General features: G+C 72.2%; 19 protein-coding genes. 9 read left to right on the top strand and 10 right to left on the bottom strand.

All coding sequences use genetic code 11. From position 1 onward, the window contains the following. Position 1: 1 nt before the first annotated feature. Positions 2-778 carry a YqjF family protein gene (locus OG607_RS27215; protein WP_405728724.1) on the bottom strand — a complete coding sequence of 259 codons (777 nt, stop codon included), beginning with the start codon at positions 776-778 and terminating at the stop codon, positions 2-4. A gap of 73 nt (positions 779-851) precedes the next feature. Here OG607_RS27215 and OG607_RS27220 point away from each other — a divergent pair, with 73 nt between their 5' ends. Together OG607_RS27220 and OG607_RS27225 are read left to right on the top strand one after the other, a co-directional pair. Further along, entirely contained in the window at positions 852-1,721 is an 870-nt protein-coding gene (locus OG607_RS27220; RefSeq protein ID WP_405728727.1) for an LLM class flavin-dependent oxidoreductase, read from the top strand. Between the two features lie 212 nt (positions 1,722-1,933). Next, positions 1,934-3,229 (top strand): pectate lyase, encoded by a 1,296-nt coding sequence (locus tag OG607_RS27225; protein ID WP_405737086.1) that lies wholly within the window; start codon positions 1,934-1,936, stop codon positions 3,227-3,229. Here the strand turns inward: OG607_RS27225 and OG607_RS27230 are convergent. Beyond that, complete coding sequence (locus OG607_RS27230; protein WP_405728730.1) at positions 3,217-4,137, bottom strand: phytoene/squalene synthase family protein; 921 nt, start codon at positions 4,135-4,137, stop codon at positions 3,217-3,219. The genes OG607_RS27225 and OG607_RS27230 overlap by 13 nt on opposite strands. Positions 4,138-4,206: 69 nt before the next feature. Between OG607_RS27230 and OG607_RS27235 the strand changes: the two genes are divergently transcribed. After that, on the top strand, positions 4,207-6,369 hold the full coding sequence (locus tag OG607_RS27235) for an MMPL family transporter (protein WP_405728733.1): 2,163 nt from the start codon (positions 4,207-4,209) through the stop codon (positions 6,367-6,369). 243 nt (positions 6,370-6,612) lie between these two features. Here the strand turns inward: OG607_RS27235 and OG607_RS27240 are convergent, their stop codons facing one another. Further along, entirely contained in the window at positions 6,613-9,372 is a 2,760-nt protein-coding gene (locus OG607_RS27240) for a BTAD domain-containing putative transcriptional regulator (RefSeq protein ID WP_405728736.1), read from the bottom strand. A gap of 108 nt (positions 9,373-9,480) precedes the next feature. After that, positions 9,481-10,917 carry a dihydrolipoyl dehydrogenase family protein gene (locus tag OG607_RS27245; RefSeq protein ID WP_405728739.1) on the bottom strand — a complete coding sequence of 479 codons (1,437 nt, stop codon included), beginning with the start codon at positions 10,915-10,917 and terminating at the stop codon, positions 9,481-9,483. Positions 10,918-10,980: 63 nt separating this feature from the next. On the opposite strand from OG607_RS27245, the gene OG607_RS27250 reads away from it, so the two are divergent. After that, positions 10,981-11,709 (top strand): response regulator transcription factor, encoded by a 729-nt coding sequence (locus OG607_RS27250; protein WP_405728742.1) that lies wholly within the window; start codon positions 10,981-10,983, stop codon positions 11,707-11,709. Further along, entirely contained in the window at positions 11,682-13,295 is a 1,614-nt protein-coding gene (locus tag OG607_RS27255; protein WP_405728745.1) for an ATP-binding protein, read from the top strand. Before OG607_RS27250 ends, OG607_RS27255 begins: the two co-directional genes overlap by 28 nt. A 122-nt stretch (positions 13,296-13,417) precedes the next feature. On the opposite strand, the gene OG607_RS27260 is transcribed toward OG607_RS27255, so the two are convergent. Next, positions 13,418-15,910, bottom strand: a complete 2,493-nt coding sequence (locus tag OG607_RS27260) for a SpoIIE family protein phosphatase (RefSeq protein WP_405728748.1) — start codon at positions 15,908-15,910, stop codon at positions 13,418-13,420. A gap of 329 nt (positions 15,911-16,239) precedes the next feature. On the opposite strand from OG607_RS27260, the gene OG607_RS27265 reads away from it, so the two are divergent. Next, positions 16,240-16,665 (top strand): OsmC family protein, encoded by a 426-nt coding sequence (locus OG607_RS27265; RefSeq protein ID WP_405728751.1) that lies wholly within the window; start codon positions 16,240-16,242, stop codon positions 16,663-16,665. A gap of 93 nt (positions 16,666-16,758) precedes the next feature. Next, positions 16,759-17,379, top strand: coding sequence for a TetR/AcrR family transcriptional regulator (locus tag OG607_RS27270; RefSeq protein WP_405728754.1), 621 nt, complete (start codon positions 16,759-16,761; stop codon positions 17,377-17,379). Here OG607_RS27270 and OG607_RS27275 read toward each other — a convergent pair. Then, positions 17,369-17,680, bottom strand: a complete 312-nt coding sequence (locus tag OG607_RS27275; RefSeq protein ID WP_405728757.1) for a GNAT family N-acetyltransferase — start codon at positions 17,678-17,680, stop codon at positions 17,369-17,371. The genes OG607_RS27270 and OG607_RS27275 overlap by 11 nt on opposite strands. Positions 17,681-17,798: 118 nt before the next feature. Between OG607_RS27275 and OG607_RS27280 the strand changes: the two genes are divergently transcribed. Continuing rightward, positions 17,799-19,307 carry an MFS transporter gene (locus tag OG607_RS27280; protein ID WP_405728760.1) on the top strand — a complete coding sequence of 503 codons (1,509 nt, stop codon included), beginning with the start codon at positions 17,799-17,801 and terminating at the stop codon, positions 19,305-19,307. 225 nt (positions 19,308-19,532) lie between these two features. After that, the gene (locus OG607_RS27285; protein WP_405728763.1) at positions 19,533-20,729 is read left to right on the top strand and encodes a MarP family serine protease; all 1,197 of its coding nucleotides are present in this window, start codon (positions 19,533-19,535) and stop codon (positions 20,727-20,729) included. Here the strand turns inward: OG607_RS27285 and OG607_RS27290 are convergent. The 4 genes from OG607_RS27290 to OG607_RS27305 form a co-directional block, all read right to left on the bottom strand. Beyond that, positions 20,726-21,325, bottom strand: a complete 600-nt coding sequence (locus tag OG607_RS27290) for an HAD family acid phosphatase (protein WP_405728766.1) — start codon at positions 21,323-21,325, stop codon at positions 20,726-20,728. The two genes, OG607_RS27285 and OG607_RS27290, sit on opposite strands and share 4 nt — an antisense overlap. 63 nt (positions 21,326-21,388) lie before the next feature. Then, positions 21,389-21,832, bottom strand: a complete 444-nt coding sequence (locus OG607_RS27295; protein WP_405728769.1) for a GNAT family N-acetyltransferase — start codon at positions 21,830-21,832, stop codon at positions 21,389-21,391. Positions 21,833-21,864: 32 nt separating this feature from the next. Continuing rightward, the gene (locus tag OG607_RS27300) at positions 21,865-22,596 is read right to left on the bottom strand and encodes an aminoglycoside phosphotransferase family protein (RefSeq protein WP_405728772.1); all 732 of its coding nucleotides are present in this window, start codon (positions 22,594-22,596) and stop codon (positions 21,865-21,867) included. 31 nt (positions 22,597-22,627) lie between these two features. Then, entirely contained in the window at positions 22,628-23,050 is a 423-nt protein-coding gene (locus OG607_RS27305) for a hypothetical protein (protein WP_405728775.1), read from the bottom strand. Positions 23,051-23,090 lie beyond the last annotated feature (40 nt).

Here is a 23,090-nt window from a genome sequence, read left to right on the forward strand (position 1 = left end):
GTCAGGGGGTCGGGATGCCGCCCGGGCGGGCGGGGCGGCCGAAGCGGACGGGGACGCCGGGGGAGTAGAGGACACTGACGGGTTCGGCGAGGGGGCGGGGGAGGCCGGCGGCGGAGGTCAGGTTCTCGTCGCATTCGATGAGGCCGGCGCGGTGCAGGGGCCAGCGGGGGTGGGTGTTGGGGAGGTACATCTGGCGTCCGAAGAATGTGCTGTGCATGCCCCAGCGGGCGGTGAGGAAGTGCTCGAGGTCGTTGGGATCCGAGACGCGCTCGCCGATGCGTATGGTGATCCGGCTGTGCGCGCCACGGCCTGCGGGCAGGCGCCGGCGCCTGCTGGTGTACGTGATGGTGTCGCCGTCGTCGCGGATGGACATCCGCGACCAGACGTACGGCAGCCGGAAGGCGGTCCGGGCGACGGCCACCGGGACCAGGCGCGAGGCGTCGAGGGAGCGGAAGACCACGCCGCGCCGTCCGTGGGCGTCCACGGAGTAGAGGCGGACGTTGGTCTCGGGGAAGGTGCCGAGGTAGGGGATGCCGGGGAGGCGGAACCAGCCGACGCGGTGCATGCGGAAGGCGACGAGCCCGATGTAGGTGACGCCGTCGAGGGTGTCGGGGACGGTCCCGGGCGGCAATAGGGGGGCAACGTCCGCCGGGTCGGCGGCCCAGTGCAGGAAGGCGAGGTCCAGCCAGGACTGGGTGAGCAGGGGGTTGGGTGTCGGGCGGGGAGGGTCGGCCGTGATGGCTTCCGGGACGCGGGGGGCAAGGTGAGTAAGGGACACGGGGCTAGCATGGCAGAAACTGAACGCGTTCAACAGGGAGTGCCGGCCCGGCCGCGACGTTAGTGTTGTGGGCATGCGCCGTATCGGAGTCATGTTCGACAGGGCTCGCCGGCCCGAGGAACTCATCGCGTTCGCGCGGGAGATCGAGAGTCTTGGAGCGGACGACCTGTGGGTGGTCGAGGACCTCGGGTGGGCCGGCGGGGTGTCCTCGGCGACGCTCGCGCTCGGGGCCACGGAGCGGTTGCGGGTGGGGATCGGGATCGCGCCGGCGCCGCTGCGGAATCCGGCGCTGCTGGCGATGGAGCTGGCCATGGTGGAGCGGGTGTTCCCCGGGCGGCTGATCGCGGGCGTCGGGCACGGTGTGCCGGAGTGGATGGCGCAGGCAGGAGCGGGCGTGCGGGAGAAGCTGGCGCTGCTGGGGGAGACCATCACCGCGGTACGTGCGCTGCTGCGCGGCGAGACCGTGTCCCTGGACGGGCGGGTCGTGAAGATCGACGGCGTCCGGCTCGTCCATCCGCCGGCTGACGCTCCGCCGGTCGTGGCGGGGGTCGTACGGCCCAGGTCCCTGGAGCTTTCCGGGCGGGTGGCGGACGGCACCGTCATCGCGGAGGGGCAGGGGCCCAAGGCGATCGCCGCAGCGCTGGGGTACATCGGCAAAGGCCGGGAAGGACGGCCTGGAACGCATGAAGTCGTGGTCTTCACTCATCTGTGCGTGGGGGATGACGCCGAGCGGGTCGCGGAGCTGACGGCGCCGGTCGTCGAGGAGTACATGGGCTGGCTGAAGGTCCCGGCCGAGGATGTCTTCCTCGCGGCGGGGCCGGTCGCCACCGCGGCGGAGCGGATCCGGAGCCTGTGGGACGCGGGGGCGGACACGGTGGTCCTCCGGCCGGTGGGCGAGGATCCCGGCGGCCAGGTGCGGCAGGTGCTGGCCGGGCTGGCGTAGAAGACAACAAGGCACGCGGCGGCAACCTTTCGGGGGATGGCGGCGACTGACGGGGTGAGACAGTCCCCGAACACCCGAACGAAAGTCATCACGTGAGCACACGAGCAGGCTTGCGCAAGACACGGCGCAGGAAATCCAACCGTCGCAGAACCGTGCTGATCAGCGCGCTGGCCACCGCCCTCACGGGAGGTGCGATCGCCGGCGGGGTGCTCATGACGGCATCCGCCTCGTGGCCGGGTGCGGGTTCGTACCTGCTGGTGAACGCGGCCGACGGAAAGTGCCTGGACGTGCCGGCGGCGAGCAAGTCGAGCGGCGTGCAGCTGGACGGGGCGGCTTGTGCGAGCACTGCCAATGAGACGTGGAAGCTGACCGCCTCCGGGGCCGGCTTCACGGTGAAGGCCGCGCACAGCGGGCTGTGTGCGGGGGTGAAGGACGCGGCGACGTCGAGCGGCAAGGCGGTGCAGCAGCAGACGTGCGGCAGCGCGAGCACGTCGCAGGTGTGGAAGCTGAGCGCGGTGGGGGAGAAGTACCACCTGGTCAACGCCAAGAGCGGCAAGTGCCTGAACGTGAAGAACGGGCTGGCCCAGCAGAATTCGTGCGACTCGGCGAGCACCAAGAGCTGGACCCTGACGGTGGCGGGCAAGACGGCGAGCCCGTCGGCCTCGGCCTCCGCTTCGGCGTCCAAGAGCGCCACCGCCTCCGCCTCGGCCTCCGCGTCGGCCAGCAAGAGCGCGACGGCCTCTGCCTCGGCCACCGCGACGAAGACCGCCACGGCCGCCGCTTCCGCCACCACCGGCACCAGCTCCTCCGCCTTCGCCGCGTGGCCGACCGCCACCGGCTCGAGGGCCGTCACCGCCACCATCGAGGTGACCGGCACCTATGACGGCGCGCTGAAGCGCTTCTACGGCTCCGGTGCCCTCGGCAGCGACGGGCAGAGCGAGGACCAGGACCCGATCTTCGAGCTTGCCGACGGTGCGACGCTGAAGAACGTGATCATCGGCGACCCGGCCGCCGACGGCGTGCACTGCGTGGGCAGCTGCACGATCCAGAACGTGTGGTGGGAGGACGTCGGCGAGGACGCCGCGTCGTTCAAGGGCAAGTCGACCTCGGCGACGTACCTGGTCGACGGCGGCGGGGCGAAGAAGGCGGACGACAAGGTCCTCCAGTTCAACGGAGCCGGCACGCTGACCGTCAGGAACTTCCAGGTCGAGGACTTCGGGAAGCTCGTCCGGTCGTGCGGCAACTGCAAGACGCAGTTCGCCCGTCACATCGTGGTGAGCAATGTCAGGGCCACCAGCCCCGGCAAGGTGCTGGTGGGGATCAACTCCAACTACGGTGACACCGCGAAGATCTCGGGCGTGACGGTGGTCGGCGACACCAGCAAGAAGATCGTGATCTGCGAGCGCTTCAAGGGCAACAACACCGGCGCCGAGCCGCCCGCCCTGGGCAGCGGGTCGGACGGTACGAACTGCATCTTCAGCACGTCGGCGGTCAGCTACACCAGCTGACGCCGACCCCGACGTCGACCGGCGTACTCCCGCGCCAGCACGCGCAGGGCCCGGACGACGGGCAGCCGGGCGGAGCCGTGGAGAAGAGCGAGGCCGCTCTTCTCCACGGCTCTCAGTCGTATCTCCTGCAGGGCGATCAGGGCCCGGATGAGCGGCCGGTTCGGGGCGGGGACGAGGCCGGGGAGCGAGCGGGAGGCCCGCAGGCCGTCGCCGACGAGGGCGGCGGTTTCACGGATGAGCTCGCGGACCCCGTCGCTCGGGCGGGCGGCCTCCAGGTCGGAGCGCGTGACGCCGTGCCGGGCGAGGGCGTCGGCGGGCAGGCCCAGGCGGGAGTCGCGGTGGAGGTCCTCGGCGAGGTCGTCGAGGAAGTCGAGGCGCTGCCAGGCTTCGATGAAGGTCCGGGCCAGGGAGCGGTACTGCGGCTCGGCGGGCGCCAGCAGGCCCGCCACCAGCATGAAGGCGGGCAGTGAGTAGCCGTCGACGTAGGTCTGGAAGTCGTCCTCGGTGGCGAAGCCGTGGAAGTTCAGCTCGTGGGGCGCGGCCCCGGTGAGGTAGCCCTCGATGTCCCCCGGCAACTGCGGATACGCCTGCGCCGTGTTGAGCAGGGCGCGCAGGACGGGCGAATCAGAGGTGCCGGTCTCCAGCGCGGTACGGACGGCCTTCTCCCAGTCCGTGAAGGCGGCGGCGCGGTCCGCGGGTGAGCCCTGGTCGAGGATGTTGTCGCTGTGGTGCATGAAGGCGGTGGCGGCGACGACGTGCGGGACGACGGAGTCCGGCAGGAGCAGCCGTACGGCGAGGTAGGGCGCGCGTTCGAATTCGGCGATGAGGCGGCGCTGGAGGGTGTAGTCCTCGCGGAGGGCGGGGGCGGTGATGCCCGCTCGGTCCAGTACGCGCTGCCAGGTTGCCATGGTGCGGACCATACCGGTCCGGCGGTATGCCCCAAGCGCGGGCTCGATTCGTAACATATCGTCAGAAATATGTGGCTTCGGCGGTTGGGAACGTGGTGTGCTCGGCACGGTGTCGTGGTCGTCGTGCTGTGGCTGGTGGCGCTGGGCGGGGTGCAGGCGGCCCAGCACGCGTTCGGCGGGACGTATTCGGACGACTTCTCCCTGCCCGGTACGCAGTCGAACCAGGGGGCGGCCGTCCTCAAGGCGCATTCGCCCGCCGCGGGCGGGACCAGCTCCACGGTCGTGCTGCACGACGCCAAGGTGCCGCTGACCCAGGAGAGCCAGCAGGTCGGCGAGGTGGTCGGCTCGCTGGCGAAGCTTCCGCATGTGCTGAGCGTGAAGAATCCGCTGGACGCGTCGTCGGGGGCGCTGTCGAAGGACGGGAAGACCGGCTACATCACCGTCCAGTTCAACGCCAATCCGACGACGTTCAGCGACAGCTACCTCGACCAGGTGGACGACGCGGTCGAGCCGTTGCGCAAGGCGGGCGTGGAGGTGGAGTACGGCGGGCCGCTGGGGGAGCTGGCGCGGCCGAAGGCGGACGACAGGACCAGTGAGGCGATCGGGTTCGCGGTCGCGATCGTGGTGCTGCTGGTGGGCTTCGGGAGCGTGATCGCGGCGGGCATGCCGCTGGTGACGGCGCTGGTCGGCGTCGTCGTCGGGCTGGGCTGTCTGGGCCTGCTGGCGGCGGTGCTGGACTTCGCGAGCGTGTCGCCGACGCTGGCGACGATGATCGGGCTCGGCGTCGGGATCGACTACGCGCTGTTCCTGATCACCCGGCACCGTCAGCTGGTGATGGAGGGCGTGGACCCGGCGGTCAGCGCGGGCCGGGCGGTGGCGACCAGCGGCCGGGCGGTGCTGGTGTCGGGCTGCACGGTGATCATCGCGCTGGCCGGGCTGTCGGTGTCCGGAGTGTCGTTCATCAGCAAGCTGGGTCTCGCGGCGGGCGTCACGGTGGTCACGGCGGTGCTGGGCGCGCTGACCCTCGTACCCGCGCTGCTCGGCCTGGTCGGCGGGAAGATCGACCGCTGGCACGTCCGTACGCCGGTCGCGGAGACCGACCCGGGGTCGGACGTCTCGACGGGCACCTGGCACCGGTACGCGATGCGGGTGGAGCGGCGGCCGTGGTGGTTCCTGGCGGGCGGGCTGATCGTGGTCGGCGTGCTGGCGATCCCGCTGTTCTCCATCCGGCTCGGCCACATCGACGACGGGGCCGACCCGACGAGCTTCACCGACCGGCGGGCCTTCGACCTGATGTCGGACGCCTTCGGGCCGGGCTCGAACGGCCCGCTGACCATCGTCGTCGACCAGACCAGCGTGCCCTCCGCCGACCGGTCCGCGCTCTCCAGCAGCGTCACCAAGGCCCTGACCGGGCTGCCCGACGCCGCCAGCGTCAGCCCCCTGCAGCCGACCAGTGACGGCGACGTGCTCGTCGCGACCGCGATCCCGGTCGGCGCGCCGCAGGACGCGAGCACGACGAGCCTGGTCAACCACCTCAAGGACGACGTGCTGCCCGAGGCGGTCAAGGGCACGGCGGCAAAGGGCTATGTGACCGGGACGACCGCCGCGCAGGTCGACTTCCTGGACATTGTGTCGTCCCGGCTGTTCGCGATCATCGCGGTCGTGGTCGGACTGGCCTTCATCATCATCCTGATCGTCTTCCGGGGCCTGCTCATCGCGCTGAAGGCCGCCGTCCTCAACCTGCTCTCCATCGGCGCGTCCTACGGTGTCGTGGTCGCCATCTTCCAGTGGGGCTGGGGCGGGCCCGCGCTCGGCGTCAACGGGAAGGTGCCGATCGAGAGCTACGTGCCGATGATGATGTTCGCCATCGTCTTCGGGCTGAGCATGGACTACGAGATCTTCCTGCTCACCCGGGTCCACGAGGCCTGGCTGCGGACCCGCGACAGCAAGGCGAGCGTCGCGCACGCGCTGGAGATCACCGCCCGGGTCATCAGCTGCGCCGCGCTCATCATGGTCAGCGTCTTCGCCGCGTTCATCGTCAGCGACAACATCGTGGTGAAGATGCTCGGCCTCGGCCTGGCTGTGAGCGTGCTCATCGACGCGACCATCGTGCGGCTGCTGCTGGTCCCGGCGGTGATGACGCTGCTGGGGCCGGCGGCGTGGTGGATCCCGCGCTGGCTGGACCGGATCCTGCCCCACCTCGATGCGGAGGGCACGAAGAGCGAGGGCTAGGCCGTTCGTCGAGTTGCGCAGCCCGCCGGCTGCGCTGTGTCCTCAATCGCCGGACGGGCTGAATTCAGCCCGTCCGGCGATTGAGGACGGAACCGGCAAGCGGACGGACCTGGCGGACCATGCCGGTCACCCCAGGGGGCGTTAGCGCGGCGTCGGCGGCGCGTTAGCGGCACCGGGAAGGGTGTGTCCAGGGAGTTCACGCGGCCGGGCATCTCTTCCCCCCACGGTGCCCGGTCGCACCCCTTACCTCTCCGGGCCCTCTTCGAGCAGCGCCGCGACCGCGTCCGCCTCCGTACGGTCGCCGAGCGGGGCGAGGACGCCGAGGGACTGGCGCAGCGAGGCCGCGGACTCCGCGTCCTGGCCCAGGCCGCGCTGGATCTGGCCGATGAGGCGCAGCGCCAGCGCCTCGTACGCGGGATTGCCGTAGCGGCGGGAGAGTTCGACCGCCTGGCGGGCGTAGCCGATCGCCTCGGTCGGGCGGCCGAGGGCGTGCAGGCACTCGGCGGTGGTGGCGAGGGAGGCGAGGTGGGTGTGGGACGAGGGCATGGCGGCCGTCAGCCGGCGGGCCTCCTGGCCGAATTCCAGGGCCTCGGCATGCCTGCCGAGCAGGTTGAGGACATGGCCGAGGTTGTTGAGCACCGAGGCCTGCGAGGGCAGGTCGTTCAGGTCGCGGGCGATGCCCAGGGCGTCCTTCAGGGTGTCGATGGACTGCTCCCGGCCCTCCTCCCCGGTCTCCAGCTGCCCGATGGCGAGCCGGCTGACGGCCAGGTAGCGGATCTCGTCGCTGCCGGACTCCTCCGCGAGCCCGACCGCGCGCCGCAGATACGGCATCGCCTCCGCGAAGTCGCTGCGCTCGCACAGCGCCATCCCCACATCCGTGTGCAGCCGGGACCGTCCGGCCGCCTCCCCCGAGGACTCGGCCGCCCGAAGCCCGGTCAGGCTGGCCGTCACCCAGTCGTCCACATGCTCGGTACGGAAGTACATGGGCATGGTGTTGGAGGCCAGCCGCCAGGCGCGGCCCGCCGCCCGGCCCTCGGCGCACGCGGTGACCAGGGCCTGGATGGCGGGGACTTCGGTCCGGAACCAGCCGGTGTTGTCGGCGACGGCCGGGATGCCGGCGGCCGGGTGGGCGGCGGGCCAGTAGAGCAGCTCCCGGCGCGAGACGACGGACTCGGCGGCGGTCGCGGTCACCGCGAGGTAGTGGTCCAGCAGCCGGTCGTACGCCTCGGCGCGGTCCTCGGCCGGCAGATCCTGCCCGGCCAGGCGCACGGTGTACAGGCGTACGAGATCGTGGCGGGCGAAGCGGCCCGGGCCTGTCGACGCCTCCTGCAGCAGATGCGCCGAGGCCAGGTCGGCCAGCGAGCGGCCCGCCTCCGCGAGCGACTGGCCGGACAGCGCGGCCGCCGTCCAGGCGTCGATGTCCGCGCCCTGGTGCAGGCCCAGGAACCGGAACAGGGCCGCCGCCGGGCCGGGCAGCACGCGGTACGACAGCCGCAGCGCCGCCTCCACGCCCGAGTCGGCGTCGTCCGTGGTCAGCACCGACAGCCGGGCCTGCTCGTCGGACAGGTCGGCCACCAGCTCCGACACCGGCCGGCCCGGCCGCATCGCGAGCCGCGCCCCCGCGACCCGCAGCGCCAGCGGCAACCCCTCGCACAGTCGTACGAGTTCGGCCGCCGCCTCGGTCTCGGCGGCGATCCGGTCCCGGCCGACCGTGCGGGCCAGCAGCGCGTGCGACTCCTGCGCGGGCAGCGCCTCCACGCGCAGCACGGCCGCCCCCTCCCGCGCCACCAGGCCGCCGAGCAGATTGCGGGTCGTGACGACGGTCGCGCACCCGGGCCCGGACGGCAGCAGCGGCAGCACGTCCCCGACCGCCCGGACGTTGTCCAGGACGACCAGCATCCGGCGGTCCGCGAGCAGCGACCGGTAGAGCGCGATCCGCTCGTCGGGATCCGCCGGGATCGTACGGTCGGGCGGGCCCAGTGCCCGCAGGAAACCGGCCAGCACGGACGCCGTCGACACCGGCGCCCCGGCCGAGAACCCGCGCAGGTCCGCGAAGAGCTGGCCGTCCGGGAAGGCGGCGGCGTTGTGGTGCGCCCAGCGCAGCGCCAGCGCCGTCTTGCCGACCCCGGCGGGGCCCACGATCAGGGCGATTCCGGAGCCGTCCGCGGCGTTGTCCAGGGCGGCCAGTTCGGAGCCGCGCCCGACAAAGCCGGTGCTCTCACGGGGGAGCTGGGCGGGGGAAGTCGCTGCCATGGGCTGGGATTCCGGCTTCGGCTGCGGCCCGGTGCCGCGCAGCACCGTCTCGTACGCCGCCTGCAGCGGCGGCCCCGGCGACACCCCCAACTCGCCCGCGAGCAGCTCCCGGGTGCGGTGGAACAGGTCCAGCGCGTCCCGCTGCCGGTCCGCCTGATGCAGGGCCAGCACGAGCAGCCGTATCAACGGCTCCCGGAAGGGCTCCGTCCGGACGGCCTCGCTCAGCGCCGCCACCACGTCACCGCCCTCCGCCAGCCGTACCTTCCGCTCCGCCCAGCCCTCCAGCGCTGCCAGCCGGTCCTGCACGATGCGCGACGCGACCTCCTCGCGCAGCGCGGCGCTCGGCACATCCGCGAGCGGCGTCCCCCGCCACAGTGCCAGCGCCCGGCCGAGCAGATCCGCCGCTGCGCGGTCGTCCGCCGCGCGGGCCCTGGCGACGAGGCCCCGGAAGTGGTGCAGGTCCACGTCCTGGTCATCGTCGGTGCTGCTCAGCAGTACGTATCCCGGGTCCCGGGTCGCCACTTCCAGCCCGAAGCGGCGCAGCGCCGATATGTGGCCCTGCAGCGCGGTGCGCGCCCGGGGCGGCGGCTCGCCGTCCCAGACCAGGTCCAGCAGGCGGTCCACGGGGACGATGTGATTCAGCTCCAGCGCGAGCACGGCCAGCACCGCCCTGCGCTTGGGCGCGGCGATCTCGACCGGCGTGCCGGTGGCGTCCGCCAGTTCGACCGGGCCCAATAGCCGTACGCGCATGATGTGCGACAGGCTAGTGCGTCCGGCTGGGCTCCGAAGGGTGATCCCGAACGCCTTTCTGGGGGTGCCCCCTTTGGGGGAGTGTCCTCAAACGCCGGACGGGCTGGGTCAGCCGCGATACGCCTCCAGCAGCCGTAGCCAGATCTCGCTCATCGTCGGGTAGGCCGGCACCGCGTGCCAGAGGCGGTCGATGGGGACCTCGCCGGTGATGGCGATGGTCGCGGCGTGCAGCAGTTCACCCACCCCCGGGCCGACGAAGGTGACGCCGAGGAGGACGCCGCGGTCGGTGTCGATGACGGCGCGGGCGCGGCCACGGTAGGAGTCGGCGTACAGGGACGCGCCGGAGACGTTGCCGAGGTCGTAGTCGATGACGCGGACGGAGCGGCCGGAGCGGGTCGCGTCGGCTTCGGTGAGGCCTACGGAGGCGGCTTCGGGATGGGTGAAGACGACCTGGGGGACGGCGAGGAGGTCGGCGGTGGCGGAGTGCGGGCTCCAGGGGGCGGTGTCGAGGGGGTGGCCGGCGGCGAGGGCCGCGATGGCGGCGCCGGCGATGCGGCCCTGGTATTTGCCCTGGTGGGTGAGGAGGGCGCGGTGGTTGGAGTCGCCGGCGGAGTAGAGCCAGCCGCCGGGCACGTCCGTGACCCGGCAACTGTCGTCGACGGTGAGCCAGTCGCCGGGCCGCAGGCCCACCGTGTCGAGGCCGAGGTCGTCGGTGCGGGGGGTGCGGCCGGTGGCGAAGAGGATCTCGTCGGCGGTGAGCTCGGAACCGTCGGAGAGGGTGGCGGTGACCGGGGAGAACTCCGATTCGCGGCGGACGGCGGTGACCGACACCTCCGTACGCACCTCGACGCCCGCCGACCGCAGCCCTTCCGCGACCAGCTCGCCCGCGAACGGCTCCCAGCGCGGCAGCAGCCCGTCACCGCGTACGAGAACGGTGACCTCCGACCCCAGTGACCGCCACGCCGTGGCCATCTCGACGCCGACCACGCCGCCGCCGACGACGATCAGCCGCCCCGGGACCTCCGGGGAGCTGGTGGCGTCGCGGCTGGTCCAGGGGTGGGCGTCGGCGATGCCGGGGAGGTCGGGGACGAGGGCGCGGGTGCCGGTGCAGACGGCGACGGCGTGGCGGGCGGTGAGGAGGCGGCGGCCGCCCTCGGGGGTTTCGACGGCGACCCGGCGGGGGCCGTCGAGGCGGCCCTGGCCGCGTACGAGGTCGATGCCGACGGAGTCCAGCCAGGCGACCTGGCCGTCGTCCTTCCAGTTGGACGCGAAGTAGTCCCGCCGGGCGAGCACGGCGGCGGCCTCGAGCCTGCCGTCGCCCACCGCTTCCCGTGAGCCGGCCACCTCCTTCGCCCCGGCCAGTGCGGCGGCCGGGCGCAGCAGCGCCTTGCTGGGCATGCACGCCCAGTACGAGCACTCGCCGCCGACCAGCTCGCTCTCCACCAGCGCCGTGGTGAGCCCGGCGGCCCGGGTCCGGTCGGCGAGGTTCTCGCCGGTGGGACCGCCGCCGATCACGATGACGTCGTACGCCGAAGTTTTAGTCACGTACTCAGCAAACACACAGCGGACGCGAAGCGCACTCCAAAACTCCTCATCCACGATGGTGAAATGGCCGTGCCCCCTGAGTCCGTGCGTGTTCTCGTCGTCGATGACGAGGACGGCATCACGGAGTTGCTGTCGCTGGCCGTCACCGAGGCGGGCTGGCAGCCGTTCCGCGCGGCTGACGGGGCTGCCGCGCTGCGTGCCGCGCGCCGCTGCGCGCCGCATGTCGTCGTGCTGGACTGGATGCTGCCCGACATGGACGGCCTGCGCGTGCTGCGCGGCCTGCGCGCCGAGCACCCCGAGCTGCCGGTGCTGTTCCTCACCGCGCGCGACGCGCTGGAGCACCGCATCGACGGGCTCGCGGCGGGCGCCGACGACTATGTGACGAAGCCCTTCAGCCTGGAGGAGGTCGTCCTGCGGCTGCGCGGGCTGCTGCGGCGTACGGGCGCGGCCCCGCAGCCGGCCGGGGGACCGGTGCTGGCGCTGGGCGGGCTGCTGCTGGACGAGCACACGCGGGAGGTGCACCGGGACGGGGAGCCGGTGAACCTGACGGCGAAGGAGTTCGACCTGCTGGGGTATCTGATGCATCACCCGCGGCAGGTGCTGAGCAAGGCGCAGATCCTGAGCACGGTGTGGAGCGGCGGGGGAGACACGTTCGACGCCGGGGGCAATCTGGTCGAGGTGTACATCTCCAGCCTCCGCCGGAAGATCGACAAGGGGCGGGACCCGATGATTCACACAGTGCGCGGGGTGGGCTACGCGATCAGATGCCCGGAGCCGGAGGAGCGGTCGTGAAGCTGCGACCGCGACCGCGACCGTGGCTGCGAGTGCGGCTGCACGGCAGGTCCTTGCGCGTCCGGCTGCTGGTCCTGATCAGTACGACGCTGATCGTGGTCTGCTGCGCGATGGCGCTCACCACGGTCCTGGCCGAGCGGCTCTTCCTCATGCAGGGCCTCGACACCCGCGTCCACAACGCCGCCTCCCGCAGCCAGGGCGGCATGGGGCTCAACGACGAAACCGCCGCCGACACCAACCTGAACTTCCTCAACGAGCGCGGGCAGGCCGTCGGCACCCTGGCCGCCCGCTACCACTCCGACGGCACGATCAGCGCGGCCGGGGCCGTCACGGCGGACGGCGGGCTCATGACGCTCAGCGCCGAGCAGATCGCCGTACTCGCCGACGTCCCGGCCGACGGCGCCGTGCACACCCGCTCCATCCCGGCGCTGGGCACCTACCGGGTGACCCGGCTAGCCGACGGCGGACTCCCGGTGCTCGCCGGGCTGCCCGCCGACGGCGAGTTCGAGCTCATCGACAAGCTGATCGCCGCCGAGGCCGTCGTCGCCCTGCTGGGCCTGGTCGCCGCCGGCTGCGCCTGCGCCGTCGTCATCCGCCGCCAGCTCCGGCCGCTGGGACGCGTCGCCGCCACCGCCGTCGAGGTCTCCCGCTCGCCCCTCGGCCACGGCGAGGTCGGCGGCCTCACGCGGGTGCCGCAGCCCGACACCGACCCCGGCACCGAGGCCGGCCAGGTCGGCGCCGCGCTCAACCGCATGATCGACCATGTCGAGTCCTCGATGGCCGTACGCCAGCAGAGCGAGGCCCGGATGCGGCGCTTCCTCGCCGACGCCAGCCACGAACTGCGTACGCCGCTCGCCTCGATCGCCGGCTACGCCGAACTCGCCAACCGCGGCGGCCGTGGCGGGCCCGCCACCGCCATCGACCTGACCCGGGCCTGGCAGCGCGTCGCCTCCGAGGCCTCCCGCATGACGGGGCTGGTGGAGGACCTGCTCCTGCTCGCCCGCCTCGACGAAGGACGTCCCCTGCGCAGCGCCGAGGTCGACCTCACCTCCCTCGTTGCCGAGGCCGTCTGGGACGCCCGCGCCGCCGCCGGCGACGGCGACGCCCGGCACTGGCAGGTACGGCTCCCCGACGGGCCCGTGCTCGTCATGGGCGACGAGGAGCGCATCCACCAGGTCGTCGCCAACCTGCTGGCCAACGCCCGTACGCACACCCCGCCCGGCACGGCCGTCGTCGCCGAGGTCGCGGCGGCCGGCGGCGACTGCGTCGTACGCGTCGCCGACGACGGGCCCGGTATCCCCGCCGCCCTCCTCCCGGCCGTCTTCGAACGCTTCAGCCGCGGCGACGCGTCCCGCTCCCGCGGCGCCGGCGGCACCGGCGGCGGTTCCGGGCTCGGGCTCGCCATCGTCGCGGCCATCGTCGAGGCGCACGGCGGGAGCATCGCCGTCGACAGCGTCCCCGGCCGCACCGTCTTCACGGTCCGGATGCCGAATGCAGCCCGTCCGGCGTTTGAGGACACGCCCGTAGGGCGTTCGGGGGTCTGGGGGCGTAGCCCTCAGCGGGTCCGGGCGGAGCCCGGTAATTAGCTACAGCCAAGCCTGGGGTGCGCTTCAGGTGCGGCTCAGCTTGGGGCGACAGAGTCATGAAGCGCAGCGCCAAAGCACCACCAGCATCAACGCTGGTTGGCCGGGCGGCGCGGCTCCATCTGTCAGGCCGCGCCGCCCGGTACCCGATGAGTCGGAAGAACCTCCTGCTCCGTCCAGATCACCTTGCCCCGGGCCGTGTGCCGGGTGCCCCAGCGCGCGCTGAGCTGGGCGACGAGGAAGATGCCGCGGCCGCCCTCGTCGGTGGTCGCGGCTCTGTGCAGCCGGGGGGAGGTGCCGCTGCCGTCGGAGACCTCGAAGACGAGGGCGCGGTCGCGGAGCAGACGGGCCTGGACGGGGCCGTCGGCGTGCCGGATGGCGTTGGTGATGAGTTCGCTGGCGATGAGCTCGGTGGCGAAGGCCAGGTCGGCCAGGCCCCAGTCGGTGAGCCGGCGCAGGATGGCGGCGCGAAGGTCGGAGACGGCGGCGGGGTCGTCGGGTACGTCCCAGGAGGCGACCCGGGAGGAATCGAGCGTACGGGTACGGGCGACGAGCAGCACCACGTCGTCGCTGACGCGGGCCGTGCCGGCGGCGGACTCGGGCAGCAGGGTCTCCTGGACGGCCTCGCAGACCTGCTCCACGGTGGCGGGCCGTTCGCCGAGCACATGCTCCAGGAGCCGCATTCCGGTCTCGGGATCGAGGTCGCGGCCGTGCCCGCCGATCAGGCCGTCGGTGAACAGGACGATGTCGCTGCCTTCGGGAATCTCCAGCTCGACGCTCTCGAAGGGCAGTCCGCCCGCCCCCAGCGGCGGCCCGGCGGGCAGTTCGGGGAACTCCACATGGCCGTCGGGCAGTACGAGAGCGGGCGGCGAGTGGCCGGCGCGGGCCATGGTGCACAGCCGTGAGACGGGGTCGTAGACCGCGTAGAGGCAGGTGGCGCCCGTGAGGCCGGTGAGGCGGTCGGTCAGGTCGTCCAGGTGGCCGAGGAGTTCGTCGGGCGGCAGGTCGAGGGCGGAGAAGTTGTGGACGGCGGTGCGCAGCCGGCCCATCGCGGCGGCGGCGTGCATGCCGCGTCCGGCGACGTCGCCGACGACGAGGGCGACCCGGGCGCCGGAGAGCGGGATGATGTCGAACCAGTCCCCGGCGACGCCGACCCGGCCCTGTGCGTCCCGGGCGGGCAGATAGCGGTAGGCGGCCTCGACGGCGTGCTGCTCGGGCAGGTCCTGGGGGAGCAGGCTGTGCTGCAGCTCCAGGGCGAGCTGGTGCTCGCGGGTGAGGAGCCGGGCGTTGTCGATGGCGACGGCGGTGCGGGCGGCCAGCTCCCGGGCCAGGACGAGGTCGTCGTCCTCGAACGGGACGGTCCCGGCGCCGCGTTGGAAGACGGCGAAGCCCAGCACGGTGCCGCGGGCGCGCAGCGGTACGGTGATCCGCCGGTCGGTGGGCGTCACCGCCGGCGGATGGGCGTCCAGGTCCAGGTCCAGGTCCAGGTCCAGGTGCACGGTCACCTCGTCGGCGAAGCGCGGCACGCAGGCCTGCGCCAACTCCCCGGCGGTGCACGTCGCGTCGGGCGTGGCGCCGATCAGGGCGCCCGCCTCGCAGAGCAGTTCCAGGCGGCGGCGGGCGGTCAGGGCGAGCCTGCTGACCCCCGGTTCGCCCACCGGCAGCGCGGCCGAGTCCTCCTCCGGGGACTTCGGGCTCTCCGGGCACTGAGGGGCGATGGCGCCCACCGCGATGCTGTGCGGCCCCGAGTCGAAGGGCAGGCTCACCTCGACGACGGCGCCGCAGCCGCCGTAGGCGCTGGTCGCCGGGCGGCAGAGCAGCATCGCGGTGCGCCCGTAGGACATCGGCACCTCGATGGCGGCGCGCCGGCCGGCGGAGATCAAGCCGGCGGCGGCGTCGGTGAGCAGGGCTTCGTCGCGGCCGCTGACGGCAGCGGGGACGCCGACGTGCTGGACGCCGCCCCCGCCGTCCAGCAGAAGGGCGGGGGTGCGGAAGCGGCGGTCGGCGCGCAGGAAGGCGTGCAGCAGAGCGCGTTCGTGGTCCGAGCACTGGTCGAGGAGGCGCTGCTCGATGGCGAGGGCCGCCTCGTGGACCAGCCCGGTCATCAGGGGGTGGGCGTCGGCGGCGTGGCTGGTGAGGTCCAGTACGCCCTGGACGCGGCCGCTGACCGGGTGGCGTACGGGCACGCCCACGCAGGTCAGGTGGCTCAGCGGGTCGCAGAAGTGCTCGCGGCCGGTGATCCGGACCGGGCGGTTCTCCGCCAGCGCGGTGCCCATGCCGTTGGTGCCCGCGTCGAGTTCGTGGTAGCTGAAGCCGGGGGCGAGGCCGACCGCGTCGAGGGCGGGGAGCAGGGCCGGTTCGGCGGCGCGGCGGTCGAGGATGACGCCCGCGTCGTCGGTGAGCGCGATGTGGATCCGGGTGCCGGACAGGGCCGTCTCCAGCCGGTCGACGAGCGGGCGGGCGGCGCGCGCGAGCGCGCCGGTGAGGTCCAGGTCGGCGGTGTAGGGGAGTTCGAGGCGGTCGGGGGTGAGGCCATGGGCCAGACATCGTTCCCATGAAGCGCGGACGGTGGTCCGCCCGGCTTGGGGCTCGGCCGCTGCCTCTGCCACCTTGCTCACATCCTCGGGATCCTTGACCCTTGGCGCCTTGGCGCCCAGGGCCTGTCCGGCGGATCTCCGTGGCGTCCACGGAGATCCGCCGGACAGGCCCTGGGCGACGACGCATATTCGACGTGCCCTGCAGCCGAACGTAGGCGGGGCGGCGGCCCGCTGTGGCGATCCTCGTCCACGGCCACCCTTGTGAGTGACACAGAAGTAGCCATGGCGGTAAACGGCCTGTGAGTTGTGGACGAGCGCGGGCGCGTATCGATCGCGTGGCAGGGGTTCCTGATGGAGACTGGGCCTGACGCGGGACCGTCAATACCGTTATCAGAAGGAGTCAATCCATCATGGCTACCAAGCGTATTGCGCACACCGCCTGGGAAGGCAGCCTGCTCGAAGGCAAGGGTGTGGTCACCCTGGACTCGTCCGGCGTCGGCGAGTACCCGGTGACCTGGGCCGCCCGGTCCCAGGAGGCCAACGGCAAGACCAGCCCCGAGGAACTGATCGCCGCCGCGCACTCCAGCTGCTTCTCGATGGCCCTGTCGCACGGCCTCGCCCAGGCCGGCAACCCGCCGACCAGCCTGCGCACCGAGGCCGAGGTCACCTTCCAGCCCGGCGAGGGCATCACCGGCATCCACCTGACCGTGCAGGGCCAGGTGCCCGGTCTGGACGAGGCGGACTTCATCAAGGCCGCCGAGGACGCCAAGGCCAACTGCCCGGTCAGCCAGGCCCTCACGGGCACGACGATCACCCTGACCGCAGGGCTCGTCTGAGCTCTGGATACGCCGCCTGCCGGAGGACTTGGGTTCCGGCAGGCGGCGGTCTATCCTCGTAGTGTACGAAACCGTTTCGATGCAGGGGTGATCATGACCACGGAGGCCACGGCCACGGCGCGCCGCAACACGCGCCTGACCCCCGAGCGTGAGATGGAGCTCTACACCGCCGTCGTGGACCTGCTCCGCGAGGTCGGCTACGAGGCTCTGACGATGGACGCCGTCGCCACCCGTACGCGCTCCAGCAAGGCCACCCTCTACCGTCAGTGGAAGGGCAAGCCGGAGCTGGTCGCGACCGCGCTGCGCGCGTGCAAGCCGGTGCGTGCCGAGGAGGTGGACACCGGATCCATCGTCACGGACCTGTACGAGCTGGCCAAGGACATCCCCAAGCACCAGGACCAGGACGCCACCGGCGTGATGCGCGCGCTGGCCCACGCCGCCGCGCACAACCCCGATCTGGGCAACGCGCTGCGCGAGGCGCTCATCGAGCCCGAGGTCGCCGCGCTGCGCGGGATGCTGGACCGGGCCGTGGACCGGGGCGAGATCCCGCAGGGCCGGCCCGCGGTCGACTACATGATCTTCATGATGACCGGCGCGTTCTTCGGCCGCCCGCTGATCGAGGACCGGGCCGTCGACGCCGAGTTCCTCACCCGCTACATCGACGCGGTCGTGCTGCCCGCCCTGGGGGTCACCGTCCCGCCGGTCAGTCGCTGACCTTGCTCCTCGGCTGGTACTCCAGGTCCGCGTAGTCCGGGTGGTGGGCGATCCACCCCGCGATGAACGGGCACGCCGCCAGCACCTTCTGCCCCCGCGCCCGCGCCTCGTCCAGCGCGGCGCGCGCGAGCGCCGAGCCGACCCCGCGGCCCTCGTACGCCGGTTCCACCTCGGTGTGCAGGAAGGCGATCAGCTCGGGCGTACGGATGTAGGTGGAGATGCCCGCGAGCTTGCCGCCGACGCGGGCCTCGTAGCGCTTCGCGCCGGACGCGTCGGTTACCTGGGGTGATTCGGAACTCATGCGCCCACCTTAGGGAGGCGGGTGGGTTAACGCGATCGAAACGTTTGCGTTTCGCTGGCGGGTGCCTTAGTCTCATGTGAGTACGAAACCGTTTCGTATTGAGAAGGAGCGCGTCCCCATGGCCCAGACAGCCGCCGCGCAGGCCCCCGCCAAGGAGGCCGGTGCCAGCGCCACGCACGATCCCGCCGGGAATCATCGCTGGTGGATCCTCGCGATCATCGGTGTCGCCCAGCTGATGGTGGTGCTCGACGCGACCATCGTCAGCATCGCCCTGCCGTCCGCCCAGGCCGACCTCGGCTTCTCCGACGGCAACCGTACCTGGATCGTCACCGCCTACTCGCTGGCCTTCGGCAGTCTGCTGCTGCTCGGCGGCCGCATAGCCGACCTCTTCGGCCGCAAGATCGCCTTCCTGGTGGGTGTCGGCGGCTTCGCCGCCGCCTCCGCGCTGGCCGGTGCCGCTCAGAACTTCGAGACGCTGGTCGCGGGCCGCGCCCTGCAGGGCGCCTTCGGCGCACTGCTCGCGCCCGCCGCGCTGTCGCTGCTCACCACGACCTTCACCGACGCCAAGGAGCGGGCCAAGGCCTTCGGTGTCTTCGGTGCGATCGGCGGCTCCGGCGCGGCCATGGGCCTGCTGCTCGGCGGTGTCCTCACCGAGTACCTGAACTGGCGCTCGACCCTGTACGTCAACCTGCTCTTCGCCGCCGTCGCCCTCTTCGGCGGGTGGACCCTGCTCAAGCGCGCCGACCGTGACCCCGACTCCAAGCTCGACATCCCGGGCACGCTCCTGGTCACCCTCGGCCTCTTCGGCATCGTCTACGGCTTCTCCAACGCCGAGTCGCACGACTGGAGCTCCCCGCTGACCGTGGGCTTCCTCGCCGGCGGCGCCATCCTCCTGGCCGGCTTCGCCTGGTGGCAGACCAAGGCCTCGCACCCGCTGCTGCCGCTGCGCGTGCTGCTCGACCGCAACCGCGGCGCGTCGTTCACCGCAATGCTCATCGCCGGTGCCGGAATGTTCGGCGTCTTCCTCTTCCTCACCTACTACCTGCAGCTGAGCCTGGGCTTCTCCGCCATCCAGACCGGCTCGGCCTTCCTGCCCATGGTCGCCGCCCTGATGACCGGCGCGATCGGCGGCACGAACCTGCTGCTCCCGCGCGTCAGCCCCAAGATCGTCGTCCCGATCGGCAGCCTTCTCGCCGCCGCCGGCATGGTCTGGCTCACCCCGCTCGACATGGGCAGCACCTACGCCGCCAACGTCCTGCCCCCGCTGCTCGTCATCGGCCTCGGCATCGGCCTGGTCTTCGCCCCCTCGATGAGCCTGGCCACGGCCGGTGTGGCCGCCGAGGACGCCGGAGTCGCCTCCGCCCTGGTCAACACCATGCAGCAGATCGGCGGCTCGATCGGCACCCCGCTGTTCAACACGCTGGCCGCCTCCGCCGCCACGAGCTACCTGGTCGGCAAGGACGCCACCAGCAAGCTCGTCCAGGCCCAGGCCCAGCTGGAGGCGTACTCCACCGCGTACTGGTGGGCCGCCGGGTTCTTCGCCGCGGGTGCGGTGCTCACGGCCATCCTGTTCCGTCCCGGGGTCCCGGAGACCGACCCGGAAGCGGCCGCCGCGGTCCACATGTAACAACCCCGAGCTGGGGCCGTATCCGGTGAGCGGAGAGCGGAGGCCCCACAGCGCGCCGACCCGTGGGGACGGGGATCGGTGCGGAAGACAGGCCCGGTGGCCGATCCCCTCTCGCGGGGACCGACCACCGGGCCTGTGCCGTGTCGTGTCGTGTGCCTTACGCCACAAAACGGAACCGATTGTCGGTTAATGTGCGTTTTCCGTGACGGAAAGGGTGCGTGCTCCGTGAATCTGCTCGACCTGTTGCTCATCCTCGCCGTCGCCGCCTACGCAGCCTCCGGCTACCGGCGCGGCCTCGTCGCGGGCTTTGTCTCGCTCGCGGGCTTCGTCGGCGGCGCGATCATGGGCGTATGGCTCCTGCCGTATGTCCTGGAGCATGTGGCCGCCGGTACGCCGGCGGCCACCCTGGTCGCCCTCCTCACCGTCCTCCTCCCGGCCGCCGTCGGGCACGCGCTGGCCGCCGGGCTCGCCTGGAAGCTCCGGGCCGGGCTGCACTGGGGCCCGGCCCGCTGGGTCGACGGGGTGGGCGGGGCGGCGGCGAACACGGTCGCCGTGCTCCTGGTCTCCTGGGTGGCCGCGAGCGTCCTGGTGTCCTCGGCCTCGATCACCCTCTCCCAGACCATCCGCGGCTCCGCGATCCTCGGCGCCGTGCAGGACACCATGCCCTCCCAGGCCCCGAGCTGGTTCAGCCGGGCCACCGGGGCCCTGGCCGCGGCCGGCTTCCCCCAGGTCTTCAACCCCTTCGAGTCCGAGCCCGTCAACGGCGTGCCCGAGCCCTCCGGCGACAACGTCACCTCCACTGCCACGGCCGCCGCCGCCGACAGCACCGTGAAGATCGAGGGCGTCGCCAAAGTGGACGGCCACCGCCAGGGCCAGGAGGGCAGCGGCTTCGTCTTCGCCGCCGAGCATGTGATGACCAACGCCCACGTGGTCGCCGGCGTCGACTCCCCGACCGTCCAGATCGGCGGCTCGGGCCGCTTCTACTCCGCCAAGGTCGTCCTGTTCGACCCCAAGCGCGATGTCGCCGTCCTCGACGTCCCCGGCCTGTCCGCCCCCCTGCTCCGCTTCGCCGGCGAGGCCGCCCGCGGCGACGGCGCCGTCGTCGCCGGCTACCCCGAGAACGGCGGCCTCGACCTGCGCGCCGCCACCGTCGCCGGCCGCATCCGCGCCAACGGCCAGGACATCTACGGCGACGGCACCGTCACCCGCGACATCTACCAGGTCCGTTCCAACATCCGCCCCGGCAACTCCGGCGGCCCGCTCCTCACCACGACCGGCGCCGTCTACGGCGTGGTCTTCGCCCGCTCGACCACCGACGCCACGACGGGCTACGTCCTCACGGCCGACGAGGTCGCCGACGACGCCGCCCGGGGCGCGACGGCGACCCGGGCGGTTGATACGGGGACCAGAGCCGCGCTCTAGTCCAGCAGACCGTCGTAGTCCGGCAGCTTGTACGTCTTCTCCGCGTAACCGCCGGTCAGGTCCGTCGTGTTGTTGCCGATGTTCTCGATGATCGTGTAGCCGTCGTCCTCGATCTCCTCGCGCTGCGCGGTCTTGAAGTCGGCGACGTCCGCGAACAGGTCGGGCACCGACCGGTCGTACAGCCCGTCCACCGTGTACCCGACATTCGTCAGGTTGTACTTGGTGATGAGGTGGATGAGGTCCGTCCGCGCCGTCACGAAGAAGACGCTGACGCCCTTGCTGTGCGCGTACTTTGCGAGCGCCAGCGTCCCCGGCGTCGCGGGGGTCGGATAACCGCCCTTGTAGTACGAGGCCAGCGAGGTGTTGTCGATGTCCAGCACGATCGCCAGCTTCTCGCCGCTCGTCGCGCTCGCCGTCCGCTGCGTGACATACGTCTGCGCGGTGTTCGTGACGGCGGCGACATCCGCCACCCAGGTGTCGTACGTGGGTGTGGTCGTGGCCGCCATGGCGGGCGTGCCCGGCAGTGCCAGTCCGGTCACCGCAGCGCCGACGATGGCGGCTGCCGCTATGCGTCGTCTCCAGCTCGTTGTCTTCATGGGACGTACGTTCGCCTGAACGGGTGACTTGAAACCGGCCAGTAGCTTACTTGGCGGTAACACTTAGGTGTTATGGCCGGTGCTGGTGGTGTGCCGGTAGACCACCGAGTCCCGTGCCACGAGCCCCATCCGCCGGTACAGCCTGTTCGCCGCCTCCCTCGACGGCCGTGACGTCAGATCCACACTCCGCACCCCGCGCTGCCCCGCCTCCGCCAACGCCCCCTCCGTCAGCGCCTCCCCGACGCCCCGCCCCCGGGCCCCCGCGTCCACCACCACATCCTCGATCCGCCCCCGAACCCCCGTCGGCGTCCGGTACGTCACCAGCGTCGCCGTCCCCGCGATCGCGCCGTCAACCCGCGCCACCAGCAGGACCGTTGACGGCACCGCCACGATCTCCGCCAGCTCCGCCGCGCCCGGCGCCCGCCCCGACGACGACAACTGCGGGACCAGTCGCGCGAACGCCTCGGCGATCTCGCCCGTGATCTCCCGTACGGCTTCCACTTCCACGTCGTTGCTCCTCCGCCGAGCCTAGATCGTCGTCAGCGCAGCACTGTCATGAACACATTGCGGTGGGTTGTCGTGAAGGCGTGCTCGCGATGGGACCAGGCGATTCGCTCTGCGACCTGAGCGTCGGTGGCGATGCGGGGTGCGGAGGCGATGAGGTGTGCGTGCCACCAGTCGGCGTTGCGGGCCTGGCGGTCGAGGATCGCGTCGAGGAGGCGGGCGCGGGCCCGGCCGGGGAGTCCATAGGCGTCGGCCAGAACCCGCACCTGGGCGGCTTGCTCGGCGACGGGTGGAGCCTCGGACTTGGAGGCGATGCACCAGGTCCAGGCCATGTAGCCGAGGTCTTCGAGCGGGTCTCCCGGGGCGGCGGTGTCGAAGTCGATGAAGGCGACGGGTCGGTTGTCACGGAAGACGGTGTTGTTGGGTCCGGGGTCGTGGTGGCAGACGACCGGGTGCGACCCGGCGAGTGTGCTGCCCCGGGTGGCGTCGTGCAGCGCCCGTAGCAGGGCCCCGGCTCCAGCCACTTGCTGGTCGGTCCAAGGCTGGAACCTGGCCGGGACCCACCCGGGAAGGAAGGTGAGAGTGTCGCGACCCGCCGGGTCACGGCCGAGATGGCGCGGTGCGCCGGTGAAGCCCTGCGCACTCAAGTGTCCGAGCAGGTCGGCGACAAAGGACGACGTGGCGCCGGCGGGGCGCCGCACCGTGTCGCCGACCCGAACGACGCCCTGGGTGATGCGGCCCCCGGACAGCGGCACCTCAGCTTCCATCGCTCCACGTTATGCCGTGCGCGGCGGGACGTTACGCAGTCGTGAGCGCGATCGTCACGTCCGACCCGAGCATTGCGGGCAGCAGGTCCAGGCCCAGCACGCGCACGCCCAGCGGAACCGTCATCGGCTTCGTGGCCGCCCCGCCGCAGGCCGCTTTCGGCGCGGTGGCGGTCAGGGTCACGGCCGCCAGCCCGAGGCTGCTCGGAGCGGTCGTGGCACGGGTGAAGGTGCCGTCGCCCTTGGTGTCGAAGGAGTCGGCGACGGTCTCGTCGACCTTCAGCTCCAGCGCCACGGCGGCGGTCGGCTTCACGCCGCCGGGGCACAGCACGCGGCCGTTCAGCGCGTAGGCCCTGGTGTCGCCGGTGTCGGCGGCCTGGGCGGGCGCGGCGGCGCACAGGCCGCCGACTATGACGGCAGCGGTCACGGCGGCGGCCGGGGCGAGCTTGCGGAGCACGGTGGTACCTCCTGGTAGTCGGATCACTACTGGGAGTTTC

The sequence above is a fragment of the Streptomyces sp. NBC_01537 genome (genome assembly GCF_045040445.1).
Classification (GTDB): Bacteria; Actinomycetota; Actinomycetes; order Streptomycetales; family Streptomycetaceae; genus Actinacidiphila.